Consider the following 26796-nt stretch of genomic DNA (forward strand, 5'->3'; position numbering starts at 1 on the left):
GGTCAGACCTCCCGGACCCGCAGCTGGTGCTCGTACGAGAAGACGAGGGCGTGCCGGTCGAGGGGGATCCGCCCGTCGGGCACCTCGGTGCGCTGCCCGGTCACCGGGTCGGCCCGGTAGAGCCGCACGTCGTCGACCAGGTCGACGCCCGGGACCTGCTGGAGCACCGCGTACGCCTCGCCGGTCTGCACCGGGCGGCCGAAGGGCCAGCCGGCGCCGGCCGGGCCGCCGGTGAGCGCGTTGAAGTACCCGTCGAGGGCGGCGAGGGCCTCCTCCCGCACCCGCCCGGCGACGGCGCCGCGGCCCGCCTGCACGGTCGCGACGAAGGTGACGCCCTGGTAGAACGGCGGCTCCACCACCACCCGCGCCCCGATGGGACGGCGGGCTTCCAGGTACTCCGCGATCCGCGCGAGGGTGCGCGGCGGGGGGTCCAGCTCGTCGAAGGCGATCCGGCCCCGGGCGTCGCTCCGCCCGGACGGCACGACGAGCAGCCGCACCCCGCCCTCGGCGTCGTCGGGGACGCAGTGCACCCGGGCCGCGTCGGGGGCCACCTCCCGGGCCAGCAGCTCGTAGTCGCGCGGGACGACGGCGCGTCGCAGGGTCCGCAGGGTGAGCGGGCCACGCACCCGCGCGCTGTCCACGGTCTCGCCGTCGACGCCGCCCAGCGCGGGGCGGCGGTTCTCCACGCGCGCCACGAACGGCACGGTGCCGCGCAGCACGCGCAGGGTGGAGCGGGCCACGTTGCCGCGGACCCCGCCGCCGGTGCGGTAGGCGCGCACCCGGACGGTCGCCCCCTTGTCCGGCACCTCGCCGAAGTGCCGTACTGTGCCGTCCCGTTCGCGGACGGCCGGGCCGAACTCGACGCGTCCGGTGCCCTCGTCGAGGGTGAAGTGCCGGTCGGCGGGCCCGGAGTGGGCGAAGTCGTCGACCCGGGTCCACGGCGCGCCGGTCTCCTCGGTGCCCTCCGGCGGGGTCACCTCCAGGGCGAACTCCCCGGGCACCACGGGCGGCCGGGCGACGGTGAAGGACTGTCCCGCCACCCCCTCGGCCGTCCCCAGGACCTCGCCGGTGATCCGCTCGGCGTGCTCGGCGGCCACCGTCGCCCCGATCGTGAAGGCCGTGATCCCCCGGACCACGGGCGGCGCCACGTACGTCGGCTGGTCCGGTGCCGCCGCCACCAGCCGGCAGCGCAGCCAGCCGCCGGTGCGCCGGACGATGCTCAGCGGGGTGTGCGTCGCCGGCAGGTGCAGGATCAGCTCGCCGGACCGGTTGAAGCCGCCGGTGTCGTCCTTCTCCACCTCGCAGGCCGTCCACCGGCGCCCGTCCCACGCCTCCCACAGCAGCGGCGGCCGCAGCGGATCGACGCCGACGCCCTGCACGTCGCAGTCGAGGCGCAGCACCACCACCCCGGCGGGCACGGCCGCCGACAGGCCGACGTAGAGGGCGTCGCCGGGGGTGGGCGCGGGCGAGAAGCAGGGCACGTCACGGCGGAGCGCCAGCTCCTCGGTGCGGTCCACGGCGGCCGCGTCCGCCCCGGCGCCGCCCGCGGCCCCGGCCGCCGGCAGGGTCGCGAGCGCCGCGTAGGCGCACGGCACGATCGTCAGGTCCCGGGTGGTGGCGAAGACTACGGCCGGCTCGGTCTCGGTGCGGACCGTCGCCACCTCCGTACCCGCCCGGACGGACACCGGCTCGGGCTGCGGCGCCGACAGCCGGAAGGTGACGTCCGTGCCGGCGGCGGTCGGCGGGTGGAGCCGTACCCCGATGAGGTCGAGGAAGGCCCGGTAGCTCTTCTCCGGCACCCGGTTCACCCGGTAGACGAGCTGGTCGACCATGGTCGCGAAAGCCTCGATCAGGGTCACGCCGGGGTCGGACACGTTGTGGTCGGTCCACTCCGGGCAGCGCCGCTGCACCAGCCGTTTGGCCTCGTCCACCAGGCCCTGGAAGTGCCGGTCGTCCAGATGGGGGCTGGGCAGGGTCATGCGCGGTCCTCTTCCGGGATCACATAGAACGGGAACACCAGGTTCCGGGGGTCGTTGGCGCCGCGCGGCGTGTACCCGATGTCGATGTACAGCACGCCGCCGTCGACCTCGTCGAAGCGGACCGCGACCTCCGTCACCTCGATCCGGGGCTCCCACCGCTCCAGCGCGAGGCGCACCTCGTAGGCCAGCTGCCCGGCGGTCCCCGCGTCGGCGGGCGCGAAGACGTAGTCGTTGATCGCGCAGCCGAACTCCGGCCGCATCGGCCGCTCCCCGGGCGAGGTCGCGAGGATCAGCCGGATCGACTCCTCCAGCTCGCGCTCGCCCCGGACGAGCGCGATCGACCCGGTCGCGTCCGTGTGCGGCGGGAAGGCCCAGCCCGCGCCGACGAACTCCTGTCCCATGGTTCCCCTCAGCCTCCGATCAGCACGGACGGGCAGCCCGACACGACCGCCGAGCCGCACGCGGACAGGTCACCGGCCCGGGCGGCGGGCCGGCCCCCGATCAGCACCGTGGTGGAACCGGGGGGCGCGAGCGCGGACGGCGGATGGGCGGCCGGCGAGGAGCACTGGTGGGCGGTGCCGACGGTGGCGGCGGGCTGCCCGCCGATGAGGACGGACGTCACCCCCGGCGGGCCGATCACCCCCGGGTGCGCGGTCGGGTCGCCGACCCGCGCGGCTGCTCCCTGTGCCATGTCTCCCCCTCCGTCCCCGTCAGTTGATCTTCACCAGGGGCGCGCTGACCGAGAGCGTGGTGCCGCCCTTCAGTTCGGTGCGCCGGGTGCCGTCCACCGTGACCGTCGCCCCCTGGACGTCGAGCGCGCCCCCGGTCGCCAGCCTGACCGCGCCCTGCCCGCCGTCCACCCTCACCCCCTGACGTGCCGTCACCGACACGCTGTCGCCGCTCAGTTCGAGGTCCCCCCGTTCGGCGGCGACGCTCACCCCGCCCGAGGCCGTGATCGACACCTTCTCCTTCGCGGTGATCCGCACCGCTCCGTCGCTGCCGATCGTGACCGCCGTCCCCGACTGGTCGAGGTCGATCGTCAGCTTCCCGTCGCCGGTGCGCAGCTTCACGCCCTGCGCCCCGCCCGCCGCGTCGAGCAGTTCGAGCCTGTGCCCGCCCTTGGACGCGAAGGCGCGCCGGTCGACCGCCCCCGACGTCGGGTCCACGGCGCCGCCCCCGGAGGGCCGGTCCTGGCCGTTGTAGAGCCCGCCCAGGACGTACGGCCGGTCGAGCCGCCCCAGTTCGAAGCCGACGACCACCTCGTCCCCGACCTCCGGGATGTACGGCTCCCCGCCGCCCGTTCCGGCGGCCTGCGCGGTCCGCGCCCAGTCGCTCGTGTACTCGTCCGACAGCCAGGGGAACGTCACCTTCACCCGCCCCGAGCCCTCCGGGTCCTGAGTGTCCGTCACCGTCGCGTTCACCAGCCCTCCGGCCCCGCCGCCCCCGGACCCGTGCCCTCCGGCCGGCCCGCCGCCCGTGAGCCCGTACAGCGAGCGCTCCTGCTGCCCCGACACGGTGATCCACGTCTCGTACCCGCGGACCGCGTCGAAGACGTGCCGCGAGGACGTGACCGTGTACCGGCCCTCGAAGGGAGCGCCGACCGCGTTGAGCGCCACCGCCGTGCCCGCCCGCACCTCCGGGTTCCCCCGGATCACCGCCTCCAGCTCCGCGAACGAGCCCGCGATCCGCTCGGCGAGCGCCTTCGCCGCCCGGTCCACCCGCTCCTGTGTGCCGTAGCCGCCGTCCGTTACCACGTGCCGGGCCTCGCCGAGCGGCGCCGTCACCTGCTCCGCCGTCACCCCGAGCGCCAGCGTCGCCGACGCGCCCGCCGGAGCCCGCCCCACCAGGGCCCGCTTGCCCCGCACGTCCCAGCCCCGCACCTCCACCTCGGAGACCTGTTCGGCGGCCGACACCGACGCCCGGCAGCGCAGCAGGTTCGCCCCCCGCTCCAGGACCAGCGGGTCCCGGTCCGCGCGCGCCGACGCGTCCGGCGCCCCGCCCGCCCCGGCCGGCTTCACCACGTGCAGCGCCCCGTCCCGCACGTACGCCTGGGCACCCGCCTCCTCGGCGAGCCCGCGCACGAACGCCCAGTCGCTGACGTTGGCCTGCGCCACGTGGTCGAGCACCGGACCGGCCACGTCCACCGTGCCCGGCTTCAGCCCCGCCCGCTGGGCGACCTGGGCGACGATGTCGGAGAGCGTCATGTTCTGGTACGCCGCCACCCGCGCCCCCCGCAGCAGCTTGTACGTCTCGTCGAGCCCGCGCACCACCGTGTACGTGCCCGACTCGTCCAGCTCCAGTTCCAGCGCGGTGACCACCCCGCTGAGCAGCGACCGCGGCTCCGTGCCGCCCCCGCCGCGCGCGAGCAGCGAGATCTCCGTGCCGACCGCGATCCCGCCCTGCGCCAGCAGCACCGCGTCCGGGTCGCGGAACCGCAGCAGGAACAGGTCGGGCAGCGTACGGCTGTCGTCGACGTACCCCTCGACCAGGGTGTTCATCAGCCGGGCCGGCAGCGGGCTCCCGCCCACCTCGACGACGAGCGCCGAGGCGACGCCGGGCGCCGCCATCACGGCTCCCGCCGGGCGGCCCGCGCCGACTCCGCGCGCAGCCGCCCGAGTTCGTCCTGGGCGGGAAGCAACAGGTGCGTGCCCGGGGCGAGCCGGAGCGGATCGTCGATGCCGTTGGCCTCCGCGATCACCCGCCAGGCCGCCGGGTCGCCGTACTCGCGCTGCGCGAGGGACGGCAGCGAGTCCCCGGCCGCCACCCGGTGCGTCCGGCGGGCGGTGAGCGCCCCCGACGTCGGGTTCTGCCCGGGCGTCTCCCCGCTGATCTCCTCCATCGTCACCAGGCAGACCGCCCGGATCGGCACCCCCGAGGTCGTGAACAGCGTGTACTTCGCCTGCACTTGGCTGACGTAGCCGGGAAAACCGGTCAGGCCGCCCCAGTGGAACACCACCCACGGCGGCGACGACCGCTGCTGCTGCCGGCTCTCGCTCGTCGGCACGCAGCACGCGAACAGCCGCTCCACGGAGTCGACCACCCGGGTGTCCTGGGTGTCGCCCGCGTCGAAGAACATCTCCACGGTCAGCTTGCTGGGCTGCGAACCCTGGTACTCCGGCGGCCCCGCGCTCTTCGCGCCCTTGGCCGGGGTGCGCTTCCACGCCGCCGCCTTGGTGAGGCTCAACTCCTTGGGATTGAACTGGAACTCGATCCGCCCGCACGGCGCCCCGGGCGTCAGCCCGCCGCCCGACGGCGGCGTCCGCAGCTCCAGATAGGCGTGCTCCAGCTTCGGCCGGGCCGAGCGGCCCTTGCCCGCGGAGGCGACGCCCGAGGTGCCGGCCGCGCTGAAGGCGATGGGGGAGCCGGGTGGGGTCATGGCGGATCAGCCCTCCATCACATAGCCGTGGTGGGCGATCTCGATCGTCTCGATCGCCACCTTCGGCGACTCGGGCGTGAAGGAGGGACCGGTCCACCGCACCGGCACCACTTCGAGGAGCCCCCACTGGGCGACCTTGCGCCCGTCCCCGGTCCGCGCCTCGATGTGCGCCGTCCTGCGGGTGAAACCGGTCGTCATGCTCGCGAACCAGCGCGCCACCTTCTCGGTCTCCCGGGTGAGGGGGCGCGAGAGCTTCACGTGGGAGTACTTGAGGCGCGTCGGGAGCTGCCAGACGTGCCCGTTGTTGCCGCCCTCCTCGCGGGTCTCCAGGACCACCTCGCAGCCCAGGCCCTCACAGGTGTTGAAGGACCCGAGCTCGATGTCGTCGATGGTGACGACGAAGCAGACGCTGACGGCGGGTTCGTCGTTCTGGGCGGCGGTGGCCATGGGGGTCGCTCCTTCCGTTCGCGTGCGCGTGTGCGGGTGTCCGGTCAGAACCGGGTGTCGATGAGCCGGCCGGCCCGTTCGCGTTCCAGCCGCAGCTCGGCCTTGAGGAGCCGGGCGAGCGAGGGGTAGAGGGCGCGGACGAACTCGTCGGTGACGGGGGGAGTGCCGGGCGCGGCGCCGGGAGCCGTGGTTCCCGTGGTGCCCGTGATCTCCGTGGTGGAGGGGCTGTCGCCGGTCCCGGTGCCGCCCTCCGGTTCCGGGGCGGGCAGCGGGTCGGGCGCGTCCGCCGGAGGGACGTCCGGGGGCGGCGGCTCCTCGGTCGCCACCTCGCGCTGGACGAAGGCGGACGGTGGCGGCGGCCGGTGGGCGGCCGGTGGCGGCGCGAAGACCACACTGCCGTCGGCCATGCGCTGCGCGACGCCGGCGGCCACGGCCACGTCACCGGCGTCCCGGGGAGGGCGGGGCGCCGCCGGAGCGGAATGGCCGGTCGCGCGGCGGGCGGGGGCGGTCGCGTCCGGCACGTGGATCCGGCGCTGCACGGCGGGAACGCCGGAAACCGGGGAAGGAGGGGTGGGAGCCTCCCCCCGGCTCTCCCCCCGGCTCTCCCACCGTACGGGGACGGCGGCGGGCCCGGGCGACGGGCCGACGGCCGGGGGAGCGGTGTCCGGGGCCACGGTGCGCAGGACCAGCGGCCGGTCGGCGAGGAGCGGCGCCACCGGTTCGGGGGCGGCCTCGGGCGCGGTCGCCGGTGCCGGTGCCGGGATGGGTGGCGGTACGGACTCCGGTCGTACGGGGACGGGTACGGGGGCGGGGGCGGGCACCGGAGCGGCGTCCGAGGCCTCGCGCTGGGCCGTCGGCGGAAGCGCGGAGAGCGGGGCGCCGAGGCCGGGGGCACGGCGGGGCGCGAGTGCCGGTGACGGGAACGGCGATGGCGACTGCGCTGAGGACGGTGGCGGTGGCGGTGTCAGGGCCCGCTGGACGGGCGGTACGCTCCCGCCGGCGGCCTCCCCGGCAGCCCCAGGACCGGCGGTGCCGGATGCCGGGACGTCCAGCAGCGGCGGCTGCTCGCCGACCAGCGGGCGTACGGAGGGCCCGGCGGCTTCGACGTCTCCGGGCCCGGCACCGGCCGCGTCGGCATCCACGGCACCGGCACCGGCGGCCCCGGACTCGACGGCGCTGGTCCCGACGGCCTCGGCGCCCTCCGGGACCGACGGGCCCCGGGGCGTCTCCGCCGCCCTCTGAAGCCGCACCGCCTCCGGTGCGGACGGGCGAGGCGCGGGGGCCGGTGCGGGCCCGGCGGCCGTCCGCTGGACGGGCTCCAGGGGCGCGGTCCTCCCCGGCGCGGGCGCTCCGGGTTCGCGGACGCCCGCCGGGGTCCGGCCGCCGGGGACCGCGGGCCCCGGCGATCCCGGGGACGGGGGCCCGCCGGAGGCCCGTACGGGAAACTCCACCACTGACCGCTGGACGGAGGTCGTCACGCCCCGGACGAGTCCGCCCGGGGCCTCGGCGCTGACCAGGTGGCCCAGCGGGGTGGACAGGGCGGTCGGCTGCCGGGTGGACAGTCCGCGCTCGAAGGCGGACGGATCGGTGACCAGCGCCGTCGCCCCCAGGACCCGCTGGATCGGCGGGAGTTCGACGACGTCGAACCGGTCCTCGCGGGGCGCGGACGGCCCGGGTGGCGCGGACGGCCCCGCCGGGCGTTCCGTACCCCGTCCGCCGCGCAGCCAGGACAGCAGTCCCATGGTTCCCGTCCCTCCCCGTCGTCGCGTCGGCCCGCCGTAGCCCCGTAGCCGGTGGCCCCGTCGTCCTGTCGCCCGTCGCCCGTCGCCCGTCGCCCGTCGCCCGTCGCCCGTCGTCCGTCGCCCGTCGTCCGTCGTCCGTCAGCCTCCGCCGAGGCGGGCCGCCTGGGCGACGAACCTCTGGCGTTCCGCGTGCTCCAGGTCGAGGAGCTGGTCGAGCGGCCAGTGGAAGTGGTAGGCGAGGTACGCGACCTCCTCGTACAGCTGGTCGGCCGCGTACGTCGCTATTCCCCCAGGCGGCCACCGGCGAGGTCCACCGCGAACTCCTCCCGGCAGGACGGACAGGTGACGGCGGCGCGCGTGTGCCCCTCGGCGTTGACGCGCCGGTAGAAGTCCTGGAGGAAGGCGAGGTCGGAGGCGAACAGGTCCTCGATGACCCCCGGATGGATGTCGTCGACCGCGCCGATCCTGGTGACGACGCGGGAGATCAGCACCACCGACAGGTAGGCGGAGTTCTCCCGGACCCGGTCGTCCCGCAGCGGCACCAGTTCGTCGCGGGCGGTCGCGAGCCGCATGACGCCGTCGCGGTGGACGGTGCCGTGCTCGTCGACGTACCCCCGGGGCAGCCGGAACGGGAACTCGGTCCGCAGCCCCTTCGTCCCCTCGTCGTGGTCCGCGTGCGAGGGAGCGGCCGCCGCCGTCGCGCGCCGCATCAGTCGACGTCCATGCTCTCGTACGTGATCACCAGCTTCTCCGTCAGGACGGAGGTGTCACCGGCCTTGAGCGCGCCGATCTCCAGCGACTTGGGCCACGCGTTGATCAGCTTGTAGCGCTTGATGGGGAGGCCCTCGTAGTCGTAGACGATGATCGCGCCGTTGCGGCGCGCCTCGCCCATGCGGCCGAACCGGGACTCCTTGATCCACCGCTCGAAGCTGTTGTCCTCGGTGAGGCCGCGGGAGACCGTGACCTCGCCCGCCTTCGGCCGGCCGGGCAGCTTCTTGATCGCGTACTTTCCGTCCGCGGTGTTCTGCTTGAGCTCGATGACGTCCTGCTCCATCTTCAGGCCGCTCACCTCGGTGATCTGCCGGATGATGACGCTGTCGAACTCCAGGCCGAAGGAATGCCCGACGGAACTGTCGAGATCGGGAAGGGGCACGAGGGACTCCTCACTCGTCGACGGCACCGGTGCCGCTGGTCAGCTGGGACAGGCGGAAGACCACGAACTCGGCCGGCCGGACCGGGGCGACGCCGATCTCACAGACCACGTGGCCCGCGTCGACGCTCTCCGGCGGGTTCGTCTCGCGGTCGCACTTCACGTAGTACGCCTCGTCCGGGGTCAGCCCGAACAGCGCGCCCTTGCGCCACTCGTTGACGAGGAAGGCGCCGACGGTGCGGCGGATCCGCGCCCACAGGGCGTCGTCGTTCGGCTCGAACACCACCCACTGGGTGCCCGCGAGGATCGACTCCTCCAGGTAGTTGAAGAGGCGCCGCACGTTGAGGTAGCGCCAGGCCGGGTCGGAGGACAGGGTGCGCGCGCCCCAGATCCGGATGCCCCGGCCGGGGAAGGCGCGGATGCAGTTGACGCCGATCGGGTTGAGCCGGTCGTGCTCGCCCTTGGTCAGCTGCGTCCGGAGGGAGACGGCACCCCGCACGACCTCGTTGGCCGGGGCCTTGTGCACCCCGCGCTGCTCGTCGTTGCGCGCCCAGACGCCGGCGACGTGGCCGCTCGGGGGGACCGGGGAGACCCGGCCGGTGGACGGGTCGGCGACGTCGATCCAGGGGTAGTAGAGCGCCGCGTACCGGGAGTCGTAGCCGGCCCGCTCGGAGCGCCAGCCCGCGATCTCCTGGGGGCTGAGCCCGGGCGGCGGGTCCAGCACGGCGACCCGGTCGCCCATCAGCTCGCAGTGCGTGATGAGCGCCTGCTGGACGGCGATCACCCCGTCGAGGTCGATCAGCCCGCGCTGGTACGCGCTCATCAGGTCCGGCACCGCCACGGTGGTGACGTCCTCCACCGCCTCCAGGCCGCCGATGCCGGAGCGGCGGTCGGCATCGCCGACGTACGCCTCGGGCGAGAAGGACGCGCCGCCGCCCGCCGGGGCGGGCAGGGCCGGGGCGAGCGTGACCGTCTGCGGCGCCGGACGGGCGGGCGCGGCGCCGGTGCCGGGCTCGGTGATCTCGATGAGCGCGGAGGCGGCGTTGACGCGGGTGGCGACGTTCTCCTTGCTGCGCTTGGTGGTGACCGAGGGGTAGGTCTCGACCGCCTTGCCGTTCTGCGCGACGACCAGCCGGAAGGCGTCGGACGGCGGGTCGTCGCCCTCGACGTCCGCGACCTCGACGGTGATCGTGCCGGTGACGCCCGGCCGGGCGACGACGGAGTACGCGCCGATGGCGGTCGGGCCGCCGGCAGCGTCCACGGCGGGGCCGGCGTCGCCGGGAGCGGCGGTGCCGTCGTCGACGCGCACGACGTAGCAGGTCCCGCCGCCGTTGGCGAAGAAGCCGTACACCGAGGCGGCGAGGTACGTCCCCTCGACGAAGTCGCCGAAGCGGCTCACGAACTGGCTCCAGTTCGTGACGAGGACCGGCTCGTCGAAGGGCCCCTTGCGGGCGAAGCCGACGAAGGCGGCGACGGAGGTGCCCACCCCCTCGATCGGACGGGAGCCGGACTGGACCTCTTCGACGTAGACGCCCGGGGACAGATACGACGGCATACGGTGCTCGCTCTCCTCTACGTCACTCCTCGACCGGGGAACCGCTCCCGCTGAACCGGGCCATTCTCACCACCGGGACGATCACCCGGAACGGATGAGCGGCCGCCCGCCTGGGCAGCGTGAACTGCCCGAAGGTGCAAGGGAATCGGCGCCGCACGGATCCCCCGCCGCTCTCCGCGCGGACGCGGCCCTGCGGGCAGCCTGGCCGTGCGGTCACGGCTACCGGGAGGGCACGGATGAAGGAGGTCCCGGAGAAGAAGCCGACCGGACGCACGCAGGCCGACGCCCCGGCTCCCGCACCCGCACCCGGTCTCTCCCCGCACCACGTGCAGCGCCTCCAGGGCGCGGTGGGCAACGCGGCGGTGGCCCGCCTCGTGGCCCAGCGCTACACGGCCCCGGTGAAGACCCCCGCGAACGCCGCGCCCGGTTTCCGGCGGGTCGGCGCGGACGTGGCGGCGAAGAAGCGCACCGTGGCCGCGCACGCCCCGGCCGCCGCCGAGTCGAAGTCGGCGCAGGACGCGGCGGTGGCGCCCCCGGACGACAAGGAGGCGCAGGGCAAGGCCGCGAACGCCGAGAAGATGAACGCGGCGAAACCGGGGGAGTTCGACAAGGCGGCGTTCGTCGCCGCCGTCGACAAGGCGATCGAGGCGCAGGCGCCGAAGAACCTCGACGAGGCCGACAAGTTCTCGAAGTCCGGCAAGGCCGACAAGGTGAAGGAGGAGGTCGACGGCAAGGTCACCGACGGCAAGAACACCTCCGCCGAGGACATCGAGACGACGACGAAGGCCCCGCCGGACACGTCGGCGGCGAAGGACAAGCCCGTCACCCCCCTGGCCCCGGACAACGCGCCCGGCAACCCGGGAGCACCCAGCGCCGCCGACGCGATCCCGGCGAAACAGCCCCCGGCGGTGACGGACTTCTCCCAGGGCCCGGCGGAGAACGACAAGGCGATGGCCGACGCCGAGGTCACCGAGGAGCAGCTGGCCAAGGGCAACGAGCCGGAGTTCGACGACGCCCTGAAGGCGAAGAAGACGGCGGAGACCGATTCCGCGAAGGCCCCGGGCAAGGCGCACACGGCCGAGGACCAGCAGCTGGCGACGGCGAAGGCGGGCGCGGCCGCGGCGGGCGCCCAGACCATGAACACCCTGACGGCCACCCGGGCGGCGGCGGGCAAGGCGGTCGACGGCGGCAAGGGCGAGACGAAGTCGAAGGACGAGCGGAAACGGGCCGAGGTCACCGCGAAGCTCCAGAAGGTCTTCGACGCGACGAAGAAGGACGTCGAGGCGACGCTGACGGGCCTCGACCAGAAGGTGGACACGGCCTTCACGACGGGTGAGAAGTCCGCCCGGGACGCCTTCACCGCGGACCACAAGGCCCGCATGAAGAAGTACAAGGACAAGCGCTACTCGGGCCTGATGGGCAAGGGCCGCTGGCTGAAGGACAAGTTCGCGGGCCTGCCGAAGGAGGCGAACGACCTCTACCAGGAGTCCCGCAAGCTGTACGTGGCCCGCATGCGCACGGTCATCTCCTCCGTCGCGGACACGATCGGCGTCGAACTGGGCCGCGCGAAGGCGAGGATCGCCCAGGGCAGGTCGGAACTCAAGGCGGAGGTCGACAGGCTCCCCGCCGACCTCAAGGCCTTCGGCGAAGAGGCCCGGCAGGACTTCGCGGGCAAGTTCGAGGACCTGGAAGCCACCGTCGACGAGAAGTCGGAGCAACTGGTCCAGGACCTGGCCAACAAGTACACGGCGGCCCTCAGCGCCGTCGACGAGGAGATCAAGAAGCTCCAGGAGGCCAACAAGGGCCTCATCGACAAGGCGAAGGACGCGATAGCCGGCGTCATCAAGACGATCAACGAACTGAAGAACCTCCTCCTCGGAATCCTCGCCAAGGCCGCCTCGGCCATCATGAAGATCATCAAGGACCCGATCGGCTTCCTGGGCAACCTGGTGAAGGCGGTGGGGGCCGGCCTCAACCTCTTCATCACCAACATCGGCGAACACCTCAAAAAGGGCCTGGTCTCCTGGCTCCTGGGCACGGCGACCAAGGCCGGCCTGGAGATCCCCGAACGCTTCGACCTCCGCGGCATCATCACCCTCATCACCTCCCTCCTCGGCCTCACCTGGGACAACATCCGCACCCGCATCACCCGCAAGGGCGTCCCGGAAGAGGCGATGACCGCGGTCGAGACGACGGTGCCGGTGGCCCAGTCCCTCGCCAAGGAAGGCCCGGCGGGCGCGGTCAAGGAGATCCAGGCGGAAGCGGGCGACCTCAAATCCACCATCCTGTCCAAACTGACGGAATACCTGGTCCCCACCGTCATCATCGCCGGCGTCACCTGGATCCTCTCCCTCCTCAACCCCGCCTCCGCCTTCGTCCGCGCGGTCAAGGGCATCATCGACATCGTCACCTTTGTGGTGAACCAGGGCGCCCAGATAGCCGACTTCGTCAACGCCGTCCTCGACGCGGTCATAGCCATCGCCAACGGCGGCGCGGCCGGCGTCCCCAAAATGGTAGAAACCGCCCTCGCCGCAAGCATCCCCCTCCTCATCGGCTTCCTCGCCTCCCTCCTCGGCATCGGCAACCTCGCCAACAAGGTCAAATCCGTCTTCCAGGCGGTCTCGAAACCGGTCAACCGAGCCATAGACAAGATCGTCGACTTCATAGCCAAGAAGGGCAAAGCCCTCTGGCAGAAGCTGAGCAGGAAGAAGCCGCGACGCGAGGATGGTAAGCCGGCAGCGCTGGGCGATACGGGAAAGAGGGAAACGCGGTCCAGGAATGAAAGAAAAGCCATCGCGGAATCGTCCAGGCTGTTGGCCGGGAACCCTGACAAGGCGACCGCGACGGCCAAGGTCGCTGACATCGGCAAGAGGAATGCGGTGCCTTCGCTGCGCTTGGTGACGGAGACGTCGACGCCGCACACGGAGAAGGTTCACGTGCAGACGATGACGACCCCGACGTACACGCTGGGGCTCGCTCCGCCTTATGTGGGCCAGTCCATGGGGCTGTTGATCTCCGCTCTGCAGGGTATGACGGACGAAGAGCGCTGGCGGCATGCCCTCTTGCGGAACAAACTGCACCCGGCGGAGACTCCGGCGGATGCCGCGGTGCGGGCCGAGCAGGCGAGGAAGTCGCTACGTATCAAGCACAGTCTCAACGAGGTGGCTCTGGACGCTGTACTGACCATGCACGACGGAGCCCATTCCAGGTTCAGTACGTTGCGGGGGGAGGAGGGGATCGGTGGCCATACATATCAGAAGCACATCAAGGGCAAGGGATACCTTGCGGGCTACACGCTACCCAACGGTTTCGCGGTGAACAGTTCGAAGGGCGCGCTTGCCGCCCGCCTCCTGGTGGGCTATCCAGGAGAAAGCGCCCCTCCTCGCTCTAGCTACTTCGAGAGCCTCGGGGAAGCCGACGGGGCGATCGGGGCCTGGATGAGTTCGCAGTGGAAACCGTTCATTCGGTACGAGGTCGCCAAGGGCGGGAACCGGACCCCCAGGTTCCCTGCCGCGGTCGGCTTCGCCCTGGTTCGGAACCCTGCGGTCCCGGACGTGATGAACAAGCTGCCGCGCTGGCTCGGAGGAGCCTACCGTGGACCGCTCTATCCAGGTGATCAGCGTGCGGAGCGTCCGGGCCTTCCCCCGCTCACCATCAGCGAGAGTTCCTCGCAGGTACTCGTGCTCCTCCGCATGGATCCCGATATGCCTCAAGGCTGGCATATCCATACGTCTTATCCAGACAAATGATCAATGAGGTGAAGCCTTGTCCTCCAATAAACGCCGCAGGAAGCAAGATGGGGAGTACAGGTCTGCCGGAGAGCCTTACACGGGAGATTCTCCCGGTATCGAATGCTTCATCGAGTGGCTGCTCGTGTACTGTCTGGACACGTCAGTCGATGAGGCTCAGTCGTCCTGGCGCGGGTTGATCCGTAGGCGTCCCGAGAGGGCGGCGGTGGAACTCTCCTGCATTACAGCAGTGGCCGAGGACCCGCCACCCGACCTCCTGTCCCTGATGCAGCAGTACGGTGCGGTTCATCTGTATCCCCTGCGGAAGAAGGCAAGGACGCCCGGCACGCGGGCGGACTACGTGGAGTGGCTGCGGCAACGGGTCCATGAATTCACCGAGATCGCTCAGGCCGAGGGCTTGAAGGCGCCAGGTGTCGACGATCTCCGCGAGGACTGAGCCCGGAGCCGGCATTGCGGTGCCGTGAAAGCCTGCGGCCTCATCGCGCCGAGCTGCATCACAGAGGGGGACCGGCCGGCGTCAGCATGCCCGTATACCGCCCGAACTCCGAGGCCAAGGTCAGCCGGCCCAGTTTCTGGTACTCGCGCTGGATCGCGTGGATGAGCATCGGCATCGTCAGAGGGGTGCCCGCCTCCGCTGCCAGGTACGCCGCCGTTACCGCGATCGAGCGGATGTTGCCGCCGGAGAGTTCGAAGGCTTCGGCGCAGAAGGCCAGGTCCAGGTCGGTCGCGCGGGGGAGGTTCGGGCCCAGGGTGCGGTCCCAGAGGAGGAGGCGCTGGGGGGCGTCGGGGACCGGGAAGTCGACGATGAGGTCGAGGCGGCGGGTGAAGGCGTCGTCCAGGTTGGCCCGGAGGTTGGTGGCCAGGATGGCCAGGCCGTCGAAGGACTCCATGCGCTGGAGGAGGTAGGCGGACTCCACGTTCGCGTAGCGGTCGTGGGCGTCCTTCACGTCCGAACGTTTGCCGAAGACGGCGTCCGCCTCGTCGAAGAGGAGGACGCCGTTGACGCCCGCCGCTTCCGTGAAGATCCGTTCGAGGTTCTTCTCCGTCTCGCCCACGTACTTGTCGATGACCGTCGCCAGGTCGACCGTGTAGAGGTCCAGGCCCAGGTCGGCCGCGATGACCTCCGCGGACATCGTCTTGCCCGTGCCCGAGTCGCCGGCGAAGAGGGCCGCCACGCCCCGGCCCCGGCCGCCGCCGGGGCGCATCGACCAGGTGCCCAGGACGTGGTCGCGGTGGCGGGCCCGGGAGGTGAGTTCGCGGAGCTGGGTCTCCGTGTCCGGGGGGAGGACCAGGTCCTGCCAGCCGACGGCGGGTTCGATGCGGCGGGCCAGGCGGTCGAGGCCCGCCGCGTTCTGGGCGCGGGCGCCCTGGCGCACGTGGTCCGCGGTGACCTCCGCCGCCTCCAGGCGGGCCTTCTGCACCGCCGCCCGCGCCGACCGCACGATCTGTTCCGGGGTGAGGAGGAAGGGGGAGAGGAGGTCCTGGACGGGGAGGGCGACGTCCTCCCCGGCGCTCTCGCGCCACAGCTCCGCCCGCGCCTCCGGGCCCACCCTCGGCGCCCTGAGCAGCAGCGGAGGGGCCGTCGACCAGGCCGCGTCCCAGGGCAGGCGGCCCACCATGACCACCCGCACCGGCAGGTCCGTCACCGCGCGCAGCAGTCCGGGGCGCTCCCGGGCCACCGCGTCCACCGGGGCGCAGACCAGGCCGGCGCCCGTGAGGCGGGCCTCGCGGAGGAGGCAGCGGACGGCCTCCGACGGGGCCGGGTCCTCGGCCAGCCGGGCCAGGTCGACGGCCAGGACCGCGCGGCCCGCCGCCTCCAGGGCCGACGCCGCCAGGGCCGTACCCGCTCCGCCCTGGTCCTCCTGGAGGTAGACCAGGCCGCGGGAATCCGAGGACAGGAAGCGGGCCAGGGGGACCGGATCGCCCACGCGGCGGACCGCCTCCCACGGGGCCCGCACGTCCGCCAGCCGCGGGTCCGGGGCGTCGTCGCCCAGGAGGTATGCCGTCACCCGGTCCGGGACGCGCAGCGCCCGTCCCAGGAAGGGGCGTTCGCGGTCCTCCACCAGCAGCAGTCCGCCCGCCCGCAGCGGCGCCCGCTCGCCCAGGCGCGCCCGCGCCTCCCGGTCCGCGTGCGGCATCCCGCACAGGCCCAGGGCCAGGCCGGCCGAGGGCCTGCGGCGCGTCACGTCGTCGTTGAGGTAGCCGTAGAACGACTCGAAGCGGTCGTCGAGGTCCGGGAGCAGCGCGATCAGCAGGATGTCCACGTCCAGGGCGGACAGGCCGAAGTCCCGCGCCAGCGAGCCCAGTCGGGAGTCCGGGGCCGCCCGGTCCGCCGGCTCCGGCGGGGGGAAGGTCCGTGGCGCGTCCAGCAGCCGCTCCACCGCCTCCTCCGTGAGGTACAGGCCGCGGAAGGCGTCGTCCGGGTCCGGGTCCGTCGCGCGGCGGGCCTCCACCGCGCGGCGGATCCTCAGCTCCATGTCCCGTGCGCGGGCGAGGAGTTCGGCCGTCACGTGCCGAGCCCTTCGCCGAGGCGGACCTCCAGGCCCCCGTCGCCGACCGGCGGGCCCGCCGCGTACCTCGGCGAGGCCGTCACCGGCACGCTCACCACCAGGTCCAGCGACGGCTTCAGTTCGCCGCCCAGCGCGCTCCACACGTCCGCGAAGGACCGGTCCTCGGGCGGCGGCAGCGCGATCGACAGCGGGACGGCGACGCCGAGCTCCGCGAGCGTGCCGGTGAGACGGGCCGGCGGTAGCGCCTCGTGGCGGAGCAGGCAGGCCAGGAGGGACGAGAGCAGGCGGTGTTCGTCCTCCGGGCGCTTGGTCCAGGCGGTGATCAGGTACGACAGTTTGAAGTAGCGGGGCGGGCGGCGGCGGGCCACGACCACGCCGCGCTCGTCGTACTCGTTGTGCAGGCCGCGCTCGCGCCGCCGCATGTCCTCGCGGATGTCGTACAGGTACAGGTTCACCATCGGCGCGTTCACCTTCGCCGCCCACTCGCGCGTGGGGGCGTCGAAGACCACCGCCACCTGTCCGCCCTCCAGGACTTCCGCGCGGATCAGGGAGCGCAGGACGTCGTCGACCTCGTGGATCAACGGACCCTCACCCCCGGCCCGCGAAGTCCGGCGGCTGGAGCGCGTGCCGGACGACCAGCACGGGTTCCTCCAGGCGTTCCAGGCGGGCGACCTCCGCGCGCAGCGACCGCGGGCCGGTCCGGTCCTTGCGCAGCACGAGGACCTGGGCCTCGAAGCGGCCGTCGCGGCCCACCGTGAGGGGAGCGGCGTCGGCGGTCAGGCCCGTGGACCAGACGAGCCGCACCCGCTCGCCGGGCGGGAAGTCCGTGCCCCGCACGGCCACGGGCTCGCCCGGCCTGACCACGCGCGGCGTCACCTCCAGGCGGGGCCGGGTCACCCGCAGCGGGGCCGTGGCCGTGTTGTTCCCGGTCTCCGGGTCGGGGGGCAGGCTGTTCGCGGTCGCCCGGACGGTCCCCGACAGGGCCTCCTGGTAGGTGGCCGTCTGGGTGACCACCACCTGGCCGCCCGGGGGGACGGAGCAGGGTGCGGCGGCCGTGCACCGGTCGGGGCGGGAGAGGGCGCGGCCCGGCCCGGAGGGCCACGTCGTGGCGAGGACGATGCGCCGAGCGGTGTCCGGGCCCGCGTTCGTGAGCGTGTAGCGGGCGGTGACCGGCCGGCCGGTGTAGGCGCGCGCGGGGGAGAGGGAGACGGACACGGCCACGTCGGCGGCCGGTGGCACGGGGGGCGGCGGATCGGTTCCGGGCGGCGGTGTGAGCGGCGGCAGGACGCGGAAGACGGCGGTGTCCGTTCCGGTGTTGCCGGCCCCGTCGGTGGCCGTGCAGGTCACGGTGGTGCTGCCCACGGGGAAGAGGGAACCCGACGCGGGGGCGCAGGCCGGCGTCAGCGGGCCGTCCTTGGCGTCCACGGCGGTGGCCGTGTAGTCGATCGTGGTGCCTGCGTCGTCGCCGGACCGGGCGAGGCGGTCGTCGAGGGTGACGACGGGCGCGGTCACGTCGTTGACGGTGATCGAGATCTCCTGCCGGAAGCCGGGGTCGGCGGCGGCCGCCCCGATCGCGGCGGTGTCCGGGGCCTGGGTGCCGAGCAGGAACTCCACGGTGCAGGTGAGGGTGGCGCCCTGGGGGGCGTCCGGCGCGACGGTGATCGTCTCGGCGAAGTCCGCGGTCTCGCCGCTGACGACGTCGCGCGTGGGCGGGTCGAGGGTCACGGAGAGCGCGGGGTCACAGGCGGTCAGGCGGTGACCGACCCTGGTGGGCAGGTTTCCGAGGCCCTCGACGACGGCCTCGGAGACCCGGTCCGGGTCGATGCCGCTGAGCTTGCGGCCGCCCGTCGCCTCGATGATGCGGGTGGCCTGGCCGGGGGTGGTGCGCGGGTTCTCGATCTGGTCCTCGATGCCCGCGTAGCCGGTGCCGTCCAGGCCGTCGCCGACCGGGGTCTCCACGTCGACGCCGAGGACCCGGGCGTTCTTGTCCTGGAGGGCGAAGATCGTGTCCTCGATGGTGTGGCCGTTGCTGGGATTGTGGCTGGAGGCGTCGCTGACGAGGACGATCACCGGGCTGGAGTTCTCCCGGAAGACGGTCTCGCCGCCGGCGCCGTGCGCGATCTGCCAGAGGCCGTTGATCCAGTCCTCCGACGGCCCCATGCTGCCGTTGCCCCGGCCGATGCCCAGGGCGTCGACCCCGTCGCGCAGCCGGGCGTCGTCCTGGGTGAGTCCGGCCGTGACGTCGAATCCGGCGCCCGGGTCGACCTGCTGGTCGCCGAAGGTCGCCACCGCGAACCTGGCGTCGGGCCGGCTGGACCGCACCGTGGAGATGATGTCCGACAGCCCCGCCCGTACGTCGGTGACCACCGGCTCCATGCTCCGCGTCCCGTCCACCAGGAGCACCACCTCCGGCATCGGCGGCACCACCGGGGTCCTTACCCGCTTGTCGACCTGGAGCGACGCGCCGGGATCCAGCGCCTGCGACACGACCGCCGGAGTGACCGGCTCGTCGGGCACCGGCACCGCCGAGGCGGACGTCGACGCCGGTACGGCCCCGGCCGCGAGCAGCAGCAGGGCCAGTGCGGCCCGGGCGGGTGTGCGGCGACCGGGCCCGCGGGACGCCGACGGCCCCGTACGCCCGGACGACTGGAACCAGCGCACGGCACAACCCCCTCGACCTCGCGTCGCTCGACGGCCCGAGGATGCCGCACCGGGCCCTCGCTGTCCTCGTGCCCCGAGTCACCTTCGGGGGAAGGGAGTTCTGCCCCTACGGGCAGGCGCGGGGCGGGCGGGCCAGGGGCGGGCACGCCCGGGGCCGCCGTTCAGATCAGCCCCTGGCGCATCGCGTACGCCACCGCGTGCGAGCGGTTGCGCAGCTGGAGCCGGGTGATGACCGCGTGCAGCACGTTCTTGATGGTGCGCTCGGAGTACGAGAGCTTCGCGGCGATGTCCGCCGTGTCGTAGCCCTCCGCGACCAGGCGCAGCACGTCCACCTCGCGCGCGGCGAGGCCCGTGAAGTGCAGACCGCGCGGGCCGAGGACCTGGCCCTGGAGCCGGCCGACCTCCTCCAGGAGGCGTCCCACCAGGTCGGAGGGGAGGTGTCCGGCGCCCTTCGCGACCGTGCCGATCACGTGCACCAGGTGTTCGGGCGTCGCCTCCGCGCGCCGGATCACCCCGGCGACCCCGCACTCCGCCGCGCTCACGAGCTTCTGCTCGTCGATGTCCGTCGTCACGAGCACCGGGCGCGAGGTGCTGGTGCGCCTGATGTGCCGCAGCAGTCGCAGCACGTCCTCGTCGACCGTGTCCACCACGAGCACGACGACCTCGGGTGCGGGGTCCGCCGTCTCGCTCCATTCCGTCACGTTGATCTCGGGCCGGGCGCGTAACTGACTCGTCACCCCCGCCCGTGAGATCGGGTCCTGCGCGCGCAGTGCTACCGCCGTACGTTCCATGGTCCGGCTCCCCCCGGGCAGACGAAGGCCGGCGCGAAGGACGCGCGGGCCCCGTGACAACCATCAGCAACGTCAACAACGCCAGTCTCTCTGGTGGTTCGGCGGACGGGAGATTCCCTGACTGCTCGTCATGAAAACTGAATCGTTGCTTCGGGCACGGAATCTGCCCGAAAGTGTTCCTTCTCCGACGATGCTGTGGAGGAGCCCGGATCCTACGGTGCGCCCATGAGTCTTACGGCAAGCCTCGACGCATCGTCCGTCACCGCCGTACCGGGTGAAGGGACGAGCCTCCCTCTTCAGGTGCGCAACTCCGGAACCACGGTGGAGGAGTACCGCTTCGAGGTGGCCGGAGCCTGTGCCGCCTGGACGACGGTGGAACCGGCGACCCTCTCCCTGTACCCCGGCAGCGCGGAGACCGTCTCCGTCTCCTTCCGGCCGCCCCGCGACCCGTCCGTGCCCGCGGGCGAGACGCCCTTCGGCATCCGCGTGGTCCCCACCAGCGACCACGCCGAACCCGTCGTCCCCGAGGGCCGGGTGACGGTCGCCCCGTTCACCGAGGTCACCGCCGAGCTGGTCCCCAGGGGCTCGCACGGCGTGCGGCGCGGCGCCCACAAGGTCGCGGTCGACAACCGGGGCAACGCCCCGCTCACCGTCGCGCTCACCGCCCGCTCCGGCACCGAGCGCGCCGGGATCGCCTTCACCCGCCCGGAACTGAGCATCGAACCGGGCCGGGCCGCCTTCGCCGAACTGCGCGTCAAGCCCGCCAAGCGCCTGTGGCGCGGCACCCCGGTCGTCCACACCTTCCAGGCCGTCGTCGCGCCGCCCGCCCCCGAGGGCGAGGAACCGGCCGCGCCCGTCGTGCTCGACGGCTCCTACCAGCAGGAGGCGATCCTGCCGCGCTGGCTGCCGCGCGCCCTGATCCTCGCCTGCGTCCTCGCCCTGGTCCTGGCCGGATTCTGGTACGGCATGCTCCGGCCGGCGGTGAAGTCGGCGGCCCGCGAGGCGATCACCCCCGAGGTCATCGCCTCCGCGACCTCCGGCCCCGGCGGGGGCGACGGCCGGACCGGCGGGCAGACGGGCGGCGGCTCCGGCGGCTCCTCGGCCGCGCCGACCCCCACCCCCACCCCGACCCCGACGGCGAGCGCGAAGCCCACCGCGAAACCGAGCGCGAAACCGAGCGCGAAGGCCACCGCCAAGCCGCTGCCGCCCGCCGAGCCGACCAGCGCGCAGGTCCAGGTCAGGGACGGTGTCGGCGGCGGATCGCGGAGCGGTACGGCGCTGACCGTGCCGGCCGGGAAGACCTTCCGGCTCACCGACATCCTGGTCCAGAACCCCCAGGGCGACGCGGGCACCGTCGTCATCACCGGCGACGGGGGGTCCCGGATCCTGACCCTGGCCCTGGAGAACTTCCGCGACTCCGACTACCACTTCGTCACCCCGATCCTGGTGCCCGCCGGCGGCCAGGTGACGATGACCGTGGACTGCCGCAAGGTCGGCCGCCCGGTCAACGCCCCGGCCCCCGGCCGCTGCGCCGAGGCCCTCTTCCTCGGCGGCACCATGCAGTCCACCAAGCCCTGAGGACCGGGCCCTGCCCGGGGCCCCGCCGAGTCCGGCCGGAGGACCCGCCCGTGCCCGCCCGGCCCCGGGTCCCGCCCTGCCCGCTCCGGGGTCCCGCCCGCGTAGGCCGGATCCGCTGTCGTGGATCCGGCCTACGCGGGCGGGGCCTCTTCCTCCTCCTCGGCGCCCGCCTCCGCCGCCCGCTGCACGAACGAGCCCTGGACGTCGGCGGGCTGCTCGTCCTCGTCCTCCGTGGCGGCCCGCTGCACGGCCGGCGCGGCGGCCGGGGAAGCGGCCGGGGAAGCGGGCGCGGGGGCGGCGGGCTCCGCCAGCACCCGCTCCGCGTTGGCGACGGCCTCCCGCTCGAAGCGGTCCGAGGGGTCGCTCACCCGGATCCCGCCGGGCGCCTCCGAGCCCTCGACCGGTCCGCTGCGCTGCTGGATCACATGGGTCAGCTCGTGCGCCAGCGTCGTACGCCCCCGCGGCGAGGCCGGGTCGTACGCCTCCCGCTGGAACACGACGTTGTTGCCGACCGTGTAGGCGTGCGCGCCGATGCCCTTGGCGGAGGCGTCCGCGGCGGCGTCGGTGTGGATCCGCACGTCGGAGAAGTCCGCGCCCATCCGGGCCTCCATGTCGCCGCGGGTCGCGGTGTCGAGCGGCTGCCCGCCGCCCGAGGCCAGCACGTCGTGCACCGGTGACCGCGCGCCCTCCTCGGCCGCCGCCTCGGGCACCTCCTCGGCCGCCGTGCTCCGGCTGCGCTGGACCATCGCCCCGACGGCCCCGTTGCCCACGGCCCGCTGGAGCGCCCCGAGTCCGGACGCGCCGACCACGTCGGTGCGCCCGGTCGCCGCGGCCTCGAAGAGCCGTGCCGCACCGGGGCCGCCGTCCTGGGCCCGGTCGTCACGGAGCCGGTCGTCGCCCGCGGGCCCGGGGCCGTGCTCCTGGTGGTGGTCGTGGTCGTGGTCGTGCTCATGGCCGTGCTCGTGCTCGTACGCACTCATCGTCAGCTCCCCGGACGGTTCGCGAAGGCGTCCTCCACGGGGGCGCGAAGCCCCCCGGCCCCCAGCGTCCCCACCCGCCCGTGCCCCCGTCCAGGCCGCGTCCGTGCCGTCGGGGGCAGGAAGCCCTGCCCCTTCGCGCACGGTCACACCGGGGCGGCGACGGCCTCCGTCCTCCGCACGCGAATGTGCCCCACACCCGAAGGTGTGGGGCACGAGCGGAGCAAGGGGCCAACGGCCAGTCGGCTCTCCCTCCGTGCTTCCCACCGTAACGGCCGCGCGCCCCCCGTGACGAACCACTTCGGAAGGCATGGCCCGAACGAGTGACGCCGGGCGCCGGGGCGGCCGGTGCCGGCTCAGGCGGAGAACGAACCGGCGCCGCCGGGCACGTGGGTCCCGAAGCCGGGCTGGACGGCGACCGACGGTCCGAGGCAGAACGGGTTGCCGTAGATCCTCACCGGCCGGTCCGTCTGGTTCGTCAGCACGTGGGCGACGGCGGGCAGTCGCTGACAGCCGGCCGGGTCCCGGTAGACGTCCAGCGGCTGGACCTCGGTCGAGAAGACGACGACGTCGCCGGAGGCGGCGGCCTGGGCGGATCCGGCCAGGCCCAGTACCGCGCCCGCCGCGACCAGGGAGATCAGAACTGCTCGTGTACGCATGGTCATCCTCATCACAGAAGATCCCGCACTGGACGCGGGCTCGCTCCACAGCTACCGGTCCGCGATGTTCAAGATCCACTCGAAGCGTCCGGATTCACTCTCCAGGCGCAGGAGGACCCGGCCACGGGGCGGGACGGTTCAAAGGCCGAGGCCGAGGCCGAGGCCGAGGTTGGGGGAGGGGGCGGGGTCGGGTACGGCGTCGGTCACGCGCCGGCCGCTTCGGAGGCTTCGGAGGCTTCGCGCGCGATGCGGTCGAACTGCGCGCCCATCGCGTCGGCGAGGGCCTGCGCGGCGGAGAGCGGGCGGACCATGACGGTGAAGTCGTCGATCCTGCCGTCCTCGTCGAGGTGGAGGAAGTCGCAGCCCTGGATCCGGCGGCCGTCGACGGTGGCGGTGAAGACGAGGGCGTGGTCGCGGCCGTTCGGGTCCGCGATCTCGCGGACGTAGGTGAAGTCCTCGAAGACGCGCATCACTCCGCGCAGGATCGCGGCGGTGATGGCCTTGCCCGGGTACGGCTTGAAGGCGACGGGGCTGGTGAAGACGACGTCCTCGGCGAGCAGGGCCTCGATGGCGGCCTCGTCGCGCTGTTCCACGGCCTGGCTGAAGGGATGCATGAGCGAATCTCCATAGTAAATTAAGTGAATAAGTGACTCGGAGGGTATGGCGGAGAAGAGGGCCTGTCCACCCCTCCCGCGCCGAAGGGCTTGCTGCTTGGATCGGGGACGCCGGGGCCGCGGTGGTCACGGCGGGGGGATCGGGGGCAGCATGCGGCCGCACGACGTCGTGGACCAGCGGTACGAACTGCTGGCCGTGCTGGGCGGCGGAGGCTTCGGAGAGGTCTGGCGGGCCTACGACAACCGGGTGGGGAGGCCGGTCGCGGTCAAGATCGGGCGGCACCGGTCGGCCGAGGAACGGCGGAGGTTCGCCGCCGAGGCCCGCCTCGCGGGCAGCCTCCAGCATCCGGGCATCGTGGCGCTGTACGACTACGGCGAGGTCCACCACGAGGGAGCCGCCCTCGTGTACCTGGTGATGGAACTGGTCGAGGGGGAGACGCTCGGCGCGATCCTGGGGCGCGGGACTCCGCCGCCGGAGACCGCCCTCCGCTGGGCCCGTGACATCTGCCGGGCCCTGGCGGCCGCGCACGACCTCCAGGTCGTCCACCGCGACGTCAAGCCCGCGAACGTGATCATCACGGGGCCGGGCGCCGGCCGGGCGAAGGTCCTCGACTTCGGCATCGCCAGGCGGGAGGACGAGCCCGGCATCACCGCGACGGGCCTGGTCGTCGGATCCGCGCCGTACATGGCACCGGAGCGGTGGGTCCACGGCGCCCCGGTCGACGGCCGCGCCGACCTCTACGCCCTGGGGTGCGTCCTCATGGAACTGCTGACCGGGCAGCACCCCTTCCCCACGCGGCACCCCCACGAACTGCTCGCCGCGCACGCCGTGACGGAACCGCCGGTACCCAGCTCGCTGCGCCCCGGACTCGGCGCGGCCGTCGACCTGCTCGTGGCGGACCTGCTGGCCAAGGACCCCGCCCGCAGACCCGCCGACGCCCACGAGGCCGCGACGCGCCTGGACGCCCTGATCCGCGAGGCGGCGCGGGGGACCGCCGGGCGGGAGCGGCCCCCCGCCCCTGCTCCCGCGCCCGACCTCGCCCCCGCTTCCGACCCTCCTCCCGCTCCCGGCCCTGCTTCCGCCCCTGCTCCTGTTTCCGGCCCTGCTCCTGCTCCCGGCCCCGCTCCCGCTCCCGACCCCACCCGCCGGGTCGACTCCGACGACGCCCTGCGGGCGCACCTGGCGGCGCGTCTGCGGGAACTCCTGGGCACCGACCCCGACATGGGCGGCGTGTTCCTCCAGCGCCTCGACCACCTGATCGCGGACACCGGGAGCGCCCTCGGCGCCGACGATCCGCTCACCGTCGAAGCGGCCTACCAGCGGGCGATGTACCTCTTCCAGCAGGCGGACGACGCCGGTGCGCTGGAGTCCCTGCTCCCCCGTCTGCTGCGCGTCCTCGGCCGGGACCACCGCCGTACGATCGACACCGAGGCCGCCGTGACCGGATCGGTGGCGGCGCGGGGGAGCGGCGACGGCCGGCACCTGATCCCCGGCCTCCGGGACGTCATCGGGCGGGCGACGCGCGTCCTGGGGCCCGGCGACCCCATCACCCTGCTCGCCCGCCTCGACCTCGCGGAAGCCCTGGACCGTGAGTACGACGCCGATGGCCGCCCCCTGACCGGCCCGCGGGAGCGCACCCCCGAGCGGTGCGCGCGCCGCCGCGAGCAGCTGGTCCCGCTCCTTCCCGACCTGGAGCGCGGGCTGGGCGCCGAGCACCCCCGGGTCCGCGAGGTGGCGCTCCGCCTGGCCCTGGACACCTACGCCCTCGGCGGGTACGGCGAGGCCCTGGCGTACTACGAGCGACTGCTGCCGGCCAATCCGGCCGCCCTGGCCAGGATCGACATGGGCCTGCGGATCCAGCACGCCCACTGCGTGGCCGAGGCCGGGGACCCGAAGCGCGCGGTCGCCCTGCTCGACGCCGTGCTGGCGGCGCTCTACACCCGCGGGGACGCGCTCTCCGCGCAGTACGACGCGACGGCCCGGGCCCTGCGCTCGGAGGTGAAGAAGCGGGCGCGGACGCGGCGGCGCGGCCGGCTGCCCCGCTTCTCCCGCTGACTCCGCCTCAGGGGCCCTGCCTGCTCCGCCTCGGGGTTCCCGCTGACTCCGCCTCAGGGACCCCGCCGGCTCCGCCTCAGGGGTTCTGCTGGTTCTGCTGCACGACGCCGCGGGTGGAGAAGGTGACCGGGTCGCCGCCGGTGAAGTCGCCCGGGGGGATGCCCGGATGGTGGCCCCGCTTCGCGGGGGGCCGCTCGTCGCGGGCGCCGAGGGTGAGGCGCGAGACGATGCGGTAGCGGTCGCCGCGGTAGAGCGAGTGCACGTACTCCACCGCGCGGCCGCGGGAATCCGTGGTGAGCCGCTCGAACAGGAGGGCGGGGGACAGCTCCGGCACGTCGAGCAGGTCGGCCTCGGCGCGGGTGACGACGGTGGGCTCGATGGACTGCACGGCCTCGCTGACCTGGACGCCGTGGTGGTCCCGGAGGTGCTCGTAGAGGTCGCCCTGTTCGAGTTCCCCGCTGGTCAGCCCGGGGGCGAGATCGGCCCGGACGTGGAGGTGCTCGATGGCCATGGGGGAGCCGTCCACGAGACGGAGGCGGGCGACGTAGAGGATCTCGGCGGCGGGCGAGACGCGGAGCTTGCGGCTGACGCGGGCGCCGGCCGGGAGCGTGCGGAACTCCAGCAGCCTGCTGGTCCACACGCCGCCGGCCTGCGGGAGGCTGAAGGAGTTCCGGTCGGAGATCAGCTCCTGGGTGATCTTCTCCGCGGCGACGAACATGCCCCGGCCGTGCTCGCGGACCAGCAGTCCCGCGACGACCAGCTCGTCGACGGCGGCGCGCAGGGTGGGGCGCGACACGCCGAGCCGGGCGCAGAGGACGCGTTCGGACGGGATGGCGTCGCCGGGGCGCCCGGCCTCGATGAGTTCGAGGATCGCGTCACGGACCCGCTCGCGCTTGAGCATCGCGCCGGAGGCTGCAGCGTCGATCTCCATAAGGCTCTCGTTCGTCGTCGG

General features: G+C 73.6%; 22 protein-coding genes and 1 pseudogene. 4 read left to right on the forward strand and 19 right to left on the reverse strand.

Going from position 1 to position 26796, the window contains the following annotated elements:
* Positions 1 to 2: 2 nt before the first annotated feature.
* The 11 genes from ACF1ED_RS14810 to ACF1ED_RS14860 form a co-directional block, all read right to left on the reverse strand.
* Complete coding sequence (locus tag ACF1ED_RS14810) at positions 3 to 1979, reverse strand: putative baseplate assembly protein (protein WP_391760278.1); 1977 nt, start codon at positions 1977 to 1979, stop codon at positions 3 to 5.
* A complete protein-coding gene (locus ACF1ED_RS14815) occupies positions 1976 to 2380 on the reverse strand; it encodes a GPW/gp25 family protein (protein WP_391760280.1) in 405 nt (134 codons plus the stop codon). Before ACF1ED_RS14815 ends, ACF1ED_RS14810 begins: the two co-directional genes overlap by 4 nt.
* Before the next feature lie 8 nt (positions 2381 to 2388).
* Entirely contained in the window at positions 2389 to 2670 is a 282-nt protein-coding gene (locus ACF1ED_RS14820; protein WP_391760282.1) for a PAAR domain-containing protein, read from the reverse strand.
* A gap of 19 nt (positions 2671 to 2689) precedes the next feature.
* Positions 2690 to 4546, reverse strand: a complete 1857-nt coding sequence (locus tag ACF1ED_RS14825; RefSeq protein WP_391760284.1) for a VgrG-related protein — start codon at positions 4544 to 4546, stop codon at positions 2690 to 2692.
* Positions 4546 to 5355 carry a peptidase M23 gene (locus tag ACF1ED_RS14830; RefSeq protein WP_391760285.1) on the reverse strand — a complete coding sequence of 270 codons (810 nt, stop codon included), beginning with the start codon at positions 5353 to 5355 and terminating at the stop codon, positions 4546 to 4548. Before ACF1ED_RS14830 ends, ACF1ED_RS14825 begins: the two co-directional genes overlap by 1 nt.
* A 6-nt stretch (positions 5356 to 5361) precedes the next feature.
* The gene (locus ACF1ED_RS14835; RefSeq protein ID WP_391760287.1) at positions 5362 to 5802 is read right to left on the reverse strand and encodes a phage tail protein; all 441 of its coding nucleotides are present in this window, start codon (positions 5800 to 5802) and stop codon (positions 5362 to 5364) included.
* A 44-nt stretch (positions 5803 to 5846) separates the two neighbouring features.
* Complete coding sequence (locus ACF1ED_RS14840) at positions 5847 to 7544, reverse strand: hypothetical protein (protein WP_391760289.1); 1698 nt, start codon at positions 7542 to 7544, stop codon at positions 5847 to 5849.
* Between the two features lie 138 nt (positions 7545 to 7682).
* Positions 7683 to 7829, reverse strand: a complete 147-nt coding sequence (locus tag ACF1ED_RS14845) for a DUF6760 family protein (protein WP_308076859.1) — start codon at positions 7827 to 7829, stop codon at positions 7683 to 7685.
* Positions 7826 to 8254 (reverse strand): hypothetical protein, encoded by a 429-nt coding sequence (locus ACF1ED_RS14850; protein WP_391760291.1) that lies wholly within the window; start codon positions 8252 to 8254, stop codon positions 7826 to 7828. The genes ACF1ED_RS14845 and ACF1ED_RS14850 overlap by 4 nt, the downstream gene beginning before the upstream one ends.
* The gene (locus tag ACF1ED_RS14855) at positions 8254 to 8697 is read right to left on the reverse strand and encodes a phage tail protein (protein ID WP_043231053.1); all 444 of its coding nucleotides are present in this window, start codon (positions 8695 to 8697) and stop codon (positions 8254 to 8256) included. Before ACF1ED_RS14855 ends, ACF1ED_RS14850 begins: the two co-directional genes overlap by 1 nt.
* Before the next feature lie 10 nt (positions 8698 to 8707).
* On the reverse strand, positions 8708 to 10249 hold the full coding sequence (locus tag ACF1ED_RS14860; RefSeq protein ID WP_391760293.1) for a phage tail sheath family protein: 1542 nt from the start codon (positions 10247 to 10249) through the stop codon (positions 8708 to 8710).
* Positions 10250 to 10485: 236 nt separating this feature from the next.
* Between ACF1ED_RS14860 and ACF1ED_RS14865 the strand changes: the two genes are divergently transcribed.
* Positions 10486 to 13998 (forward strand): hypothetical protein, encoded by a 3513-nt coding sequence (locus ACF1ED_RS14865; RefSeq protein WP_391760295.1) that lies wholly within the window; start codon positions 10486 to 10488, stop codon positions 13996 to 13998.
* Between the two features lie 229 nt (positions 13999 to 14227).
* Positions 14228 to 14434, forward strand: coding sequence for a hypothetical protein (locus tag ACF1ED_RS14870; RefSeq protein ID WP_391760297.1), 207 nt, complete (start codon positions 14228 to 14230; stop codon positions 14432 to 14434).
* 58 nt (positions 14435 to 14492) lie between these two features.
* On the opposite strand, the gene ACF1ED_RS14875 is transcribed toward ACF1ED_RS14870, so the two are convergent.
* The 4 genes and pseudogenes from ACF1ED_RS14875 to ACF1ED_RS14890 all read right to left on the reverse strand — a co-directional run bounded on the left by ACF1ED_RS14875 (position 14493) and on the right by ACF1ED_RS14890 (position 19960).
* A complete protein-coding gene (locus ACF1ED_RS14875; protein ID WP_391760722.1) occupies positions 14493 to 16475 on the reverse strand; it encodes an ATP-binding protein in 1983 nt (660 codons plus the stop codon).
* A 44-nt stretch (positions 16476 to 16519) separates the two neighbouring features.
* Positions 16520 to 17089: pseudogene (locus ACF1ED_RS14880) on the reverse strand (DUF4255 domain-containing protein); the annotation flags it as partial.
* A gap of 7 nt (positions 17090 to 17096) precedes the next feature.
* Positions 17097 to 19169, reverse strand: coding sequence for an HYR domain-containing protein (locus tag ACF1ED_RS14885; RefSeq protein ID WP_391760299.1), 2073 nt, complete (start codon positions 19167 to 19169; stop codon positions 17097 to 17099).
* 161 nt (positions 19170 to 19330) lie between these two features.
* Entirely contained in the window at positions 19331 to 19960 is a 630-nt protein-coding gene (locus ACF1ED_RS14890) for a response regulator transcription factor (RefSeq protein WP_391760301.1), read from the reverse strand.
* Between the two features lie 225 nt (positions 19961 to 20185).
* Here ACF1ED_RS14890 and ACF1ED_RS14895 point away from each other — a divergent pair, with 225 nt between their 5' ends.
* Positions 20186 to 21538, forward strand: coding sequence for a hypothetical protein (locus ACF1ED_RS14895; RefSeq protein ID WP_391760303.1), 1353 nt, complete (start codon positions 20186 to 20188; stop codon positions 21536 to 21538).
* Positions 21539 to 21669: 131 nt separating this feature from the next.
* Here ACF1ED_RS14895 and ACF1ED_RS14900 read toward each other — a convergent pair whose 3' ends face one another.
* The 3 genes from ACF1ED_RS14900 to ACF1ED_RS14910 all read right to left on the reverse strand — a co-directional run bounded on the left by ACF1ED_RS14900 (position 21670) and on the right by ACF1ED_RS14910 (position 23788).
* On the reverse strand, positions 21670 to 22518 hold the full coding sequence (locus tag ACF1ED_RS14900; protein ID WP_391760305.1) for a DUF4157 domain-containing protein: 849 nt from the start codon (positions 22516 to 22518) through the stop codon (positions 21670 to 21672).
* 353 nt (positions 22519 to 22871) lie between these two features.
* Complete coding sequence (locus tag ACF1ED_RS14905; RefSeq protein WP_391760307.1) at positions 22872 to 23174, reverse strand: hypothetical protein; 303 nt, start codon at positions 23172 to 23174, stop codon at positions 22872 to 22874.
* 203 nt (positions 23175 to 23377) lie between these two features.
* Positions 23378 to 23788 (reverse strand): nuclear transport factor 2 family protein, encoded by a 411-nt coding sequence (locus ACF1ED_RS14910; RefSeq protein ID WP_391760309.1) that lies wholly within the window; start codon positions 23786 to 23788, stop codon positions 23378 to 23380.
* Positions 23789 to 23939: 151 nt separating this feature from the next.
* Between ACF1ED_RS14910 and ACF1ED_RS14915 the strand changes: the two genes are divergently transcribed.
* Positions 23940 to 25844, forward strand: a complete 1905-nt coding sequence (locus ACF1ED_RS14915) for a protein kinase (protein ID WP_391760311.1) — start codon at positions 23940 to 23942, stop codon at positions 25842 to 25844.
* 76 nt (positions 25845 to 25920) lie between these two features.
* On the opposite strand, the gene ACF1ED_RS14920 is transcribed toward ACF1ED_RS14915, so the two are convergent.
* On the reverse strand, positions 25921 to 26775 hold the full coding sequence (locus ACF1ED_RS14920; protein ID WP_391760313.1) for a GntR family transcriptional regulator: 855 nt from the start codon (positions 26773 to 26775) through the stop codon (positions 25921 to 25923).
* Between the last annotated feature and the right edge of the window lie 21 nt (positions 26776 to 26796).

The sequence above is a fragment of the Streptomyces sp. NPDC014656 genome, from assembly GCF_043084305.1.
Classification (GTDB): domain Bacteria; phylum Actinomycetota; class Actinomycetes; order Streptomycetales; family Streptomycetaceae; genus Streptomyces.

What these genes read in the sequence shown, in the direction of transcription:
- ACF1ED_RS14810 (WP_391760278.1), bottom strand. Translation starts at nt 1,979, where the DNA reads ATGACCCTGCCCAGCCCCCATCTGGACGACCGGCACTTCCAGGGCCTG.
- ACF1ED_RS14815 (WP_391760280.1), bottom strand. Translation starts at nt 2,380, where the DNA reads ATGGGACAGGAGTTCGTCGGCGCGGGCTGGGCCTTCCCGCCGCACACG.
- ACF1ED_RS14820 (WP_391760282.1), bottom strand. Translation starts at nt 2,670, where the DNA reads ATGGCACAGGGAGCAGCCGCGCGGGTCGGCGACCCGACCGCGCACCCG.
- ACF1ED_RS14825 (WP_391760284.1), bottom strand. Translation starts at nt 4,546, where the DNA reads ATGGCGGCGCCCGGCGTCGCCTCGGCGCTCGTCGTCGAGGTGGGCGGG.
- ACF1ED_RS14830 (WP_391760285.1), bottom strand. Translation starts at nt 5,355, where the DNA reads ATGACCCCACCCGGCTCCCCCATCGCCTTCAGCGCGGCCGGCACCTCG.
- ACF1ED_RS14835 (WP_391760287.1), bottom strand. Translation starts at nt 5,802, where the DNA reads ATGGCCACCGCCGCCCAGAACGACGAACCCGCCGTCAGCGTCTGCTTC.
- ACF1ED_RS14840 (WP_391760289.1), bottom strand. Translation starts at nt 7,544, where the DNA reads ATGGGACTGCTGTCCTGGCTGCGCGGCGGACGGGGTACGGAACGCCCG.
- ACF1ED_RS14850 (WP_391760291.1), bottom strand. Translation starts at nt 8,254, where the DNA reads ATGCGGCGCGCGACGGCGGCGGCCGCTCCCTCGCACGCGGACCACGAC.
- ACF1ED_RS14860 (WP_391760293.1), bottom strand. Translation starts at nt 10,249, where the DNA reads ATGCCGTCGTATCTGTCCCCGGGCGTCTACGTCGAAGAGGTCCAGTCC.
- ACF1ED_RS14865 (WP_391760295.1), top strand. Translation starts at nt 10,486, where the DNA reads ATGAAGGAGGTCCCGGAGAAGAAGCCGACCGGACGCACGCAGGCCGAC.
- ACF1ED_RS14875 (WP_391760722.1), bottom strand. Translation starts at nt 16,475, where the DNA reads ATGGAGCTGAGGATCCGCCGCGCGGTGGAGGCCCGCCGCGCGACGGAC.
- ACF1ED_RS14890 (WP_391760301.1), bottom strand. Translation starts at nt 19,960, where the DNA reads ATGGAACGTACGGCGGTAGCACTGCGCGCGCAGGACCCGATCTCACGG.
- ACF1ED_RS14895 (WP_391760303.1), top strand. Translation starts at nt 20,186, where the DNA reads ATGAGTCTTACGGCAAGCCTCGACGCATCGTCCGTCACCGCCGTACCG.
- ACF1ED_RS14900 (WP_391760305.1), bottom strand. Translation starts at nt 22,518, where the DNA reads ATGAGTGCGTACGAGCACGAGCACGGCCATGAGCACGACCACGACCAC.
- ACF1ED_RS14905 (WP_391760307.1), bottom strand. Translation starts at nt 23,174, where the DNA reads ATGCGTACACGAGCAGTTCTGATCTCCCTGGTCGCGGCGGGCGCGGTA.
- ACF1ED_RS14910 (WP_391760309.1), bottom strand. Translation starts at nt 23,788, where the DNA reads ATGCATCCCTTCAGCCAGGCCGTGGAACAGCGCGACGAGGCCGCCATC.
- ACF1ED_RS14915 (WP_391760311.1), top strand. Translation starts at nt 23,940, where the DNA reads ATGCGGCCGCACGACGTCGTGGACCAGCGGTACGAACTGCTGGCCGTG.
- ACF1ED_RS14920 (WP_391760313.1), bottom strand. Translation starts at nt 26,775, where the DNA reads ATGGAGATCGACGCTGCAGCCTCCGGCGCGATGCTCAAGCGCGAGCGG.